This is a genomic window from Martelella sp., from assembly GCF_984369615.1.
In genome coordinates, this window is sequence record NZ_CFHTCS010000207.1 from 1 (window position 1) to 7,970 (window position 7,970).

Below are 7,970 nucleotides of genomic sequence, written 5' to 3' on the forward strand. Positions count from 1 at the left end.
ACCTCGAGATACGCGACGACAGGCTTTCAGATGTCCAGATCGCCGGCGACTTCTTCCTCGAGCCGCCGGAGGCGCTTTCCGATCTCTGCTCCGCCCTCGAGGGCCAGCCGGCGACAGGTTCGGCCGAGGCGATGGTCGCGGCGCTGAAGGCGAAGCTGAGGCCCGATGCCGCGCTGATCGGCTTCAGCCTCGAATCGGTGGCGATCGCCGTGCGCCGGGCGCTGGGCGTTGCCAAGACCTGGCGCGATTTCGAATGGGAGATCATCGATACAGGCGCGGAGACCCCGGCCATGCATCTCGCCATCGATGATGTCCTGGCGCGCGCCGTTGCCGAGGGCCGTCGCGCGCCGACGCTGCGCTTCTGGGAATGGGAGCGCCCCGCCATCATCATCGGCGCATTCCAGTCCCTGAAGAACGAAGTGGATATGGAAGCGACCGAACGGCTCGGCGTCGAGACCGTGCGCCGGGTGACCGGCGGCGGCGCGATGTTCGTCGAGCCAGGCACCGCGATCACCTACTCGCTCTACGCGCCGGGCGAACTGGTCGATGGCATGAGCTTTGCCGACAGCTATGCCTTTCTCGACAACTGGGTGCTGAAGGCGCTCAATGATCTGGGTGTCGATGCCTTCTACAAGCCGCTCAACGACATTGCGAGCTCGAAGGGCAAGATCGGCGGCGCGGCGCAGAAGCGCTATGGCGGCGGCACCGTGCTGCATCACGTGACCATGGCCTATGACATGGATGCCGACAAGATGATGCAGGTGCTCAGGATCGGCCGCGAGAAACTTTCCGACAAGGGCACCAGGAGCGCGGCCAAGCGCGTCGATCCCGTCCGCAGCCAGACCGGGCTCGACCGCCGGGCGGTGATCGACCGGATGAAGGCGACCTTCGCGGAACTGAACGGCGGGCGCGACGGCAAGGTGACGCCGGAGGAATACAAGGCTGCCGAGGCGCTGGCGGACGAGAAATTCGCAACGCCGGAATGGCTGGCTTCGATCCCGTAAAGGCTTGCGACGATGGGCGGGTTCTTCCTCGGATGCGATATCGGCGGCACGGGCGCCCGCTTCGCCGTGGTCGATGCTGCGGGAAACCCCGTCAGGCGCGGAACCGCTTCCGGCGCAAGCGCGCTCCTTGCCGCACCGGGCGACCGGGCCCGCCTCGAGGCAAGCTTCAAGCGCATCGGCGCAAGCCTTCCGCATCCCCACAATGCCGCGATGATCGGTCTTTCCGGCTACGGGCCGGAAGCCTTTGACGACATCGCGGCACTTGTCATGCAAGCGATGGGCATTACTGCCGGCGGTCTCACCCTCATGGATGATATCGAACTGGCCTATTGCGTTCTCTTTGCGCCCGGCGAAGGCCATCTGGTCTCGGCCGGCACCGGCGCAATCGGCAGCCACTTCCGGCCTGACGGATCGCGGCTTCGCGTCGGCGGGCGCGGGCTGATGATCGATGATGCGGGCTCGGGCGGTTCCATCGCGCTTGCCGCCGTCCGCGCGCTCTACCGCAGGCTGGACGAGGATGGTGATTATGGCGATATGGCCGGCCTTGCCGCACAGGTCTTCGAGATGATCGGCAGCGATGACTGGGCTGAGGTCAAACGCCTTGTCTATGGCGGCGACCGGGGGCGGATCGGCGCGCTTTCGCTGGCCGTCGCCAGGGCCGCTGATGCCGGCGACCCTTGCGCGCAAGGCCTTCTGGAAGAGGCAGGCCGGGAGCTCGCCCGCCTCGGCAATATCCTGATTTTCCGCGCCGGCGACCTGCCTGTCGCCTTTGTCGGGGGCGTTCTTCGCCTCTCGCCGGTGGTCGGAGAGACGATTGCTGCACATCTCGACGGCCGCGCCCTGTTTCCCGAGGCCGATATCGCCGAGGGCGCGGCGCAACTGGCGCGCTGCGCCTTTCAGCGCCAGTCGGAGTAGCGGTGGCGAACGCCCTGGTAATCCTCGACCTGGTAGTCGCCCGCATCCAGCTCTTCCAGATAGACCGGCCCGACCGGCACCTTGCCGTGGCCACCCGGGATATCGAGCACATAGGTCGGCAGGCAAAGACCTGAGACGCGCCCGCGCAGGGCGCGCATGATCGCCTGACCGCGCGCGACCGGCACGGCGAAATGGCTGACGCCCTTCGCGTGGTCGAGGTGATGCAGGTAATAGGGCTTAACCCGGTTGACGAGAAGCGCGCGGAACAGTGTCGCGAGCGTCTCGGCATCATCGTTGACGTCCTTGAGCAGCACGGTTTGCGAGAACAGCGGAATGCCGTTGTCGGCGAGCCGGGCCAGCCCCGCCTTCACGGCATCCGTCAGCTCGCGCGCATGGTTGACGTGGATGACGATGTTGACCGTCTTTCCCGCCCGCTTCAGCGCAGCAACAAGCCCCTCGCTCACGCGCTCGGGCGACACCAGCGGCGCGCGGGTGTGAAAACGGATGACGCCGAGATGATCGATCCCGCCAAGCGCTTCCATCAGAAGCCCGAGCCGCCGGTCGGACAGAACCAGGGGATCGCCGCCCGAAAGTATGACCTCGAAAATTTCCTCATGCGCGCGGATGTAATCAAGCGCCGCCTCCAATTCCCCGTCGTTGAGCGCGGCCTCCGGCTTGCCGACGCTCTCGCGGCGAAAGCAGAAGCGGCAATAGACCTGGCAGCTATGAGTCGGTTTCAGCAGCAGGCGGTCGGGATAGCGGTGGGTGATGCCCTTTTGGCGTTCGAACACCTGATCGCCGATCGGGTCCGCGCTTTCATCGTCGTGATGATCGAGTTCGCGTGCATCCGGCACATACTGGGCGCGCAACGGGTCATCTGCGGCAGCACCGTCCAGCGCCTCCAGAACATGGGCGGGAATACGGATGCGGAAGTTTTCCGCCACAGCTTCAAGCGCGGCGCTGTCATCCGGAGACGCCAAACCGTGGCGCACGAGTCCAGCAGCACTCACCACCGCTTTTGCACCGCTCTTCGTCATCTCAGCCGCACCGCCCGTCGTTCTGCAAGGTCCTGCCCTTTCCGACCCGCCTTCTACGCCATCCGACTGTCAAAACAAAGGGTGCACCGCTCTCGTGAATAAATTCATATAACACTACATAATTGCGCTTGGCAGAATTAAGTTGGTGGTTTAGGTTGCGGACAGAATGGGAGGACATCCATGAAGACCAATGAAGGCGTCATCAAAACCTTTATCGAGGCCGGCATCACGCGCGGCTTCACCCTGCCGGGCCTCGGCATCACCTGGTCGCTTCCGGCCTTTTTCGACCGGAAGGACGAGTTCGAACTCGTACTGGCGCGCTCGGAGCAATCGGCCTCGGTCATGGCCCAGGTCGCCGGCAAGCTCACCGGCCGCCCCGGCCTCTTGATGGCGCAGGGACCGTTTGCCTCTTCGACCGGCGCCTTCGGCATTCTGGAGGCCTATTTCTCCTCCTCCCCCATGGTCGTGCTCACCGATACGTCCTGCTATGACGGCTTTGCCCAGCACGGCGTCTACCAGACCATGACCGGCGATTATGGCGCCGGCGACGCCTTCGCCGTGATGAAGACGATGACCAAATACGCCACCTATGCGACGACCCCGCAGGAGGCGATCTACGGCACCCAGCTTGCCGTGAAACATGCCGCCACCCCGCGCCAGGGGCCCGCCGCCGTCGTCATGCGCACCAATATCATCAAGGAAGACGTGCCAGACCATCCGCGCGCGAAACTCTATCCGACCGAAGGTTATCTGCGTTCGACCCCGATGAAGCCGGACGGCGATGCGCTTGCCGCCATCGCGGAAGCGCTGAAAACTGCCGAGCGACCTGTGATCATCGCCGGCAACGGCATCTATATGAGCCGCTCGGGCGAGACGCTGTCGCGCCTTGCCAATCGCGAGGGCATCGCCGTCGCCTCCAGCTATCACGGTAAGGGTACGATCGACGAGACCACGCCCGTCGCCGTCGGCATGATGGGCAACTGGGCGGCAAAATCCGCCAACCGCATGGTCCAGGCCGCCGACCTGATCCTCGTGCTCGGCTGCAGCCTCGGGCCGGAATACACCCGCTTCCGCGACGAGAAGATGATGCGGCCGGGCGAGCAGAAAATCATCCAGGTCGATATCGATCCGCTGCAGGCGGGCTGGGTCCTGCCGGTGGACATGGCGGTGACCGCCGACGTGGCGGACGTCGTTTCCTTCCTTCTCGACCGCCCCGGCGTCGACCCAGTGACGGCCGAACGGCGCAAGGATTTCATCTCCGCACTGAAGACCGAAAACCGCTATGGCGAGTTGCCGCATTACAAGACGCGACCCGGCACGGTGCACTATGCAGACATCATGCGCGGCCTCGACGGCTTCCTGACGCCCGATGATCTGCTGACGCTCGACGCCGGCACCAACCGCATATGGGCAACGTCATCGCTGCCGCTGCGCTCGCCGCATCAGCTCGTCGCCCCCGGCGGCATCGGCGGCATGGGCTGGTCGACCCCTGCTGCGACCGGCGCCAAGATCACCTGCCCGCAAAAGCGCGTCACCGGCGTGATCGGCGACGGCGGCTTCGTCATGACCATGGACGCGATCGCAACGGCCGCCGAACAGAACCTCGACGTGGTTTATGTCGTCGCCAACAATGCCGGCCTCGGCATGGTCCGCGACAATCTCGGCAACAAGGCCATCGGGGTAAACTTCGGCGATCATGATTTTGCCAAGGTGGCCGAAGGGCTCGGCGGCTCCGGCATGACGGTGACGGACGCCGACCAGATCGGCGACGCACTGCGGGAAGCGCACGCACGCGGCGGTCCGGTGGTGCTCGACATCAAGGTCGATCCGGCGGCCAGCCATCGCGACTGCTCAGACTATGACGACCTGCCGGACAATGTTTCGCTGAAATAGGAAAAGCCATCGCATGAAGCCCTGAAACCAAATGACAGATGGGCATTCGATGGGCTAAACAGGCACAATGAGCGAGGAAAACGACAACAGCGGCCAGCCGGTCAAACGGCGCGGTCGCCCCCGGCAGGATATCGGGGCAGCCGCCATCAATGAGGAACGTCCCTTCGTCAGTTCTCTGGCGCGGGGTCTTTCCATTCTCCGCGCCTTCCGGGCCGAGGACAAGGTTCTCGGCACCCAGGCGCTTGCCGAGCGCACAGGCCTGCACAAGACCACCGTCTCGCGCCTGCTGGGCACGCTGACCAAGCTCGGCTATCTCCGCTACATGCCCGAATACGGCAAATACGCCGTCTCCAACGAAGTGCTCACCCTCGGCTATGCCGCGATCGGCCGGTTCGGCTTCGGAGAGCTGGTGCGCTCGCATATGGACCAACTTGCGGCCAACGGCGATTGCGTCGTCGCGCTTTCCGTGCGCGACGGGGCGGAGATGATGTTCGTCGAACTGGTGCGCCGGCCGACGGCGGTGGCGCTCAACCTCAATGTCGGCTCGCGCATTCCGCTTGCCGAGAGCGCGCCGGGCCGGGCCTATCTCTTCGCGCTTTCCGGGGAAGAACGCGAAGCGGCCTTCACACTGCTCAAGGGCGTTCACGGCAAGGCCTGGGAGGCGCAAAAGAGGCCGGCGCTCGAAACCGCGCTCGAACGCATGGCCCAGACCGGCTATTCGGAATCCTTCGGCGAATGGGTCGCCGGCCATAACGCCGTCGGCGTGGTGCTGCATGCGCCGATGACCGGAGACATCTACACGCTGAGCGTCGGCGGCAATGCCCGCAACCTGACGGAGGAGAAGCTGAAGGCCACGCATCTGCCGATGCTGATGCGTGCCGCCCAGGAAATCTCCGCCCTGTCCGGCGTGAATTTCTGAGGCCCCGGCCTCAGCCGTCCCAGCCGATCGCGGTGAGTTCCGGCCAAAGCGCCAGCCAGCGCTCGAGCTTGTTCTCGTAGACCTCGCGCGAAGCCTGGGTCTTGTTCGGCCGCAAGGTGGCGTTCATCAGGTCGGCAAGGCCGAACGGCGCATCGCACTGCCATCCCTCTTCAACCGGGCGGATGCCGACGGAGGTGGCGGTTGCCGGAAAGGTGGCGATCGCCTCCGAAACACTGTCATAAGGCTCGATGCCGTAGCCGAAGCGATCTGCGTACCACAGATGCACGCGAGCCTGGTTCTTGACGTCGATCCAGGCGGGGACGCCTTCGAACATGGCCCTGACCCGCGCCGCCTCACGCGCCTCCCCGCGTTCGGAGAGATCGTTCGGGTCGAAATAGACGATGTCGATATCGGCAACCCCGTGGGCCGGCGGATAGCCGAAACGCCGGTTCCACACCGTCTGTGCCAGAACGCCGGCGACCAGCCAGCAATCCGGCAGCTCGATCCGGTCGAAACTCTCCAGAATGGGTGAAAGCAGCGGGCTTTCCGAAACAGCGGCCGCAAGCCGCGCGCATTGGTCGTCCATCGAAGTCCTCTTCGGGTCCGGAGCCGAACCCGTATTGCCAAGCTTGGCGGAAAATCTGACGTTTTCAAGCTCTGATGCGGCGGAAGGGCAGAATCCGCTGCACTTTCAGCGTTTGCGTGATGACGGCGGTCAAAAGCCTTTCGGCTTTCTCCGGATTGACGAAAAGCAATTGAAATAAAACGATCAATTGCCAAAGATTTTGCTTGAAACGGCTGCATTGCGGGTCTTTCCTGAAGCTGTGACCGGCAGCGCCTGTCGGCGCGTCCGATCATGCTGTGCGCGGATCAACCGCGGCAAAGATTGGAGGCTCACAATGATCTCGACAACCATTTTTCCCGGACGCTATGTCCAGGGCGCCGATGCCATCGGCCAGCTTGACGCGGAAATCGCCCGTCTTGGCAAGAAAGCGCTCGCCATCATCGACAAGGGCGTGATGGCGCTGGTCGGCGACGCCGTCAGCGGCGGCGGGCAGGCGGCGATTGCCGTGGAGGCGTTCAACGGCGAATGCTCGGACGAGGAAATCGCGCGCATCGGCAAGCGCGTCGCGGTCGAAGGTGCCGACGTGATCGCCGGCATCGGCGGCGGCAAGGCGCTTGATACGGCCAAGGCGGTGGCCCACGCGGCGGGTCTTCCCGTCGTCATCGTGCCGACGCTTGCGTCCACCGATGCGCCCTGCTCGGCGCTTTCGGTGATCTACACCGCGGAAGGCGCCTTCAAGCGCTATCTGGTCCTGCCGAAGAACCCGGACGTCGTGCTGGTCGACACGCAACTGATCGTCGGTGCGCCGGTGCGCCTGTTCGTCGCCGGCATGGGCGACGCGCTCTCGACCTTTTTCGAGGCCGAGGATTGCCGCCATACGCAAAGCCCCAACATGACCGGCCGCATCGGCGCGATGACGGCCTACGGTCTTGCACGCATGTGTTTCGACACGCTGCTGGCAGATGGTGCGGCGGCCAAGGCGGCGGCCGCGCAGAAGATCGTGACGCCCGAATTCGAGCGGGTCGTGGAAGCCAATACGCTGCTTTCCGGGCTCGGCTTCGAAAGCGGCGGCCTCTCCGGCGCGCATGCGATCCATAACGGCCTCACCGCGCTTCCCGGCACGCACGCCTACTGGCACGGCGAGAAGGTCGCGATCGGCACGCAGGCGCTCGTGATGCTGACGAAACGCCCGCGCGAGATCGTCGAGGCCGTCTACGGCTTCTCGGAGGCGATCGGCCTGCCGATGACGCTCGACGACATCGGCATCGGCGATGCCAGCGACGCCGATCTTCTCAAGGTGGCGAAACTGGCCTGCGACCCGGCTGACACCATGGGCAACGTGCCCGGTTCCGTTAAGCCCGAAGACGTCGTTGCCGCCATCAAAGCCGCGGACGCCGAAGGGCGAAGCCGCAAGGCAAAACGGCTTGCCGCGTGAAAAAACGCTGCTGCAACTCCAGGGGCCTGGCAGCGCGCCCGGCCGCTGGGGCGGTTCCGCCTTTCACCGACGCGCGGAACCGCCCTATTTGGTGGTTTGCCCCATTTTTGCGGACGTCAGATGGTTCCATCTGATGGCGAAATGCTTTAGCGCATCGTGCTTTCCGAAAATCGGAATCGATTTTCGGAAAGCACGATGCGTA

7 protein-coding genes are annotated in these 7,970 nt (G+C 64.4%); 5 read left to right on the plus strand and 2 right to left on the minus strand.

Annotation, left to right across the window (positions count from 1 at the left end; genetic code table 11):
* Both lplAB and AC5DC2_RS15565 read left to right on the plus strand, forming a co-directional pair.
* Positions 1–1,004: lipoate-protein ligase LplAB (lplAB, locus tag AC5DC2_RS15560; RefSeq protein ID WP_491699129.1), on the plus strand; the 1,004-nt coding region annotated here is incomplete at its 5' end.
* Positions 1,005–1,016: 12 nt separating this feature from the next.
* Positions 1,017–1,919 (plus strand): N-acetylglucosamine kinase, encoded by a 903-nt coding sequence (locus AC5DC2_RS15565; RefSeq protein WP_491699130.1) that lies wholly within the window; start codon positions 1,017–1,019, stop codon positions 1,917–1,919.
* On the opposite strand, the gene AC5DC2_RS15570 is transcribed toward AC5DC2_RS15565, so the two are convergent.
* Positions 1,901–2,956, minus strand: a complete 1,056-nt coding sequence (locus tag AC5DC2_RS15570) for a lysine-2,3-aminomutase-like protein (protein ID WP_491699131.1) — start codon at positions 2,954–2,956, stop codon at positions 1,901–1,903. The two genes, AC5DC2_RS15565 and AC5DC2_RS15570, sit on opposite strands and share 19 nt — an antisense overlap.
* Before the next feature lie 180 nt (positions 2,957–3,136).
* Between AC5DC2_RS15570 and AC5DC2_RS15575 the strand changes: the two genes are divergently transcribed.
* Positions 3,137–4,849, plus strand: a complete 1,713-nt coding sequence (locus tag AC5DC2_RS15575; protein ID WP_491699132.1) for a thiamine pyrophosphate-binding protein — start codon at positions 3,137–3,139, stop codon at positions 4,847–4,849.
* 67 nt (positions 4,850–4,916) lie between these two features.
* Positions 4,917–5,768, plus strand: coding sequence for an IclR family transcriptional regulator (locus AC5DC2_RS15580; RefSeq protein WP_491699133.1), 852 nt, complete (start codon positions 4,917–4,919; stop codon positions 5,766–5,768).
* Positions 5,769–5,778: 10 nt separating this feature from the next.
* Here AC5DC2_RS15580 and AC5DC2_RS15585 read toward each other — a convergent pair whose 3' ends face one another.
* Positions 5,779–6,354 (minus strand): nucleotidyltransferase family protein, encoded by a 576-nt coding sequence (locus AC5DC2_RS15585; protein ID WP_491699134.1) that lies wholly within the window; start codon positions 6,352–6,354, stop codon positions 5,779–5,781.
* Between the two features lie 313 nt (positions 6,355–6,667).
* Here AC5DC2_RS15585 and AC5DC2_RS15590 point away from each other — a divergent pair, with 313 nt between their 5' ends.
* On the plus strand, positions 6,668–7,768 hold the full coding sequence (locus AC5DC2_RS15590) for a glycerol dehydrogenase (protein WP_491699135.1): 1,101 nt from the start codon (positions 6,668–6,670) through the stop codon (positions 7,766–7,768).
* Positions 7,769–7,970 lie beyond the last annotated feature (202 nt).

Coding starts and splice junctions, on each gene's coding strand:
- AC5DC2_RS15565 (WP_491699130.1), top strand. CDS start 1,017: ATGGGCGGGTTCTTCCTCGGATGCGATATCGGCGGCACGGGCGCCCGC.
- AC5DC2_RS15570 (WP_491699131.1), bottom strand. CDS start 2,956: ATGACGAAGAGCGGTGCAAAAGCGGTGGTGAGTGCTGCTGGACTCGTG.
- AC5DC2_RS15575 (WP_491699132.1), top strand. CDS start 3,137: ATGAAGACCAATGAAGGCGTCATCAAAACCTTTATCGAGGCCGGCATC.
- AC5DC2_RS15580 (WP_491699133.1), top strand. CDS start 4,917: ATGAGCGAGGAAAACGACAACAGCGGCCAGCCGGTCAAACGGCGCGGT.
- AC5DC2_RS15585 (WP_491699134.1), bottom strand. CDS start 6,354: ATGGACGACCAATGCGCGCGGCTTGCGGCCGCTGTTTCGGAAAGCCCG.
- AC5DC2_RS15590 (WP_491699135.1), top strand. CDS start 6,668: ATGATCTCGACAACCATTTTTCCCGGACGCTATGTCCAGGGCGCCGAT.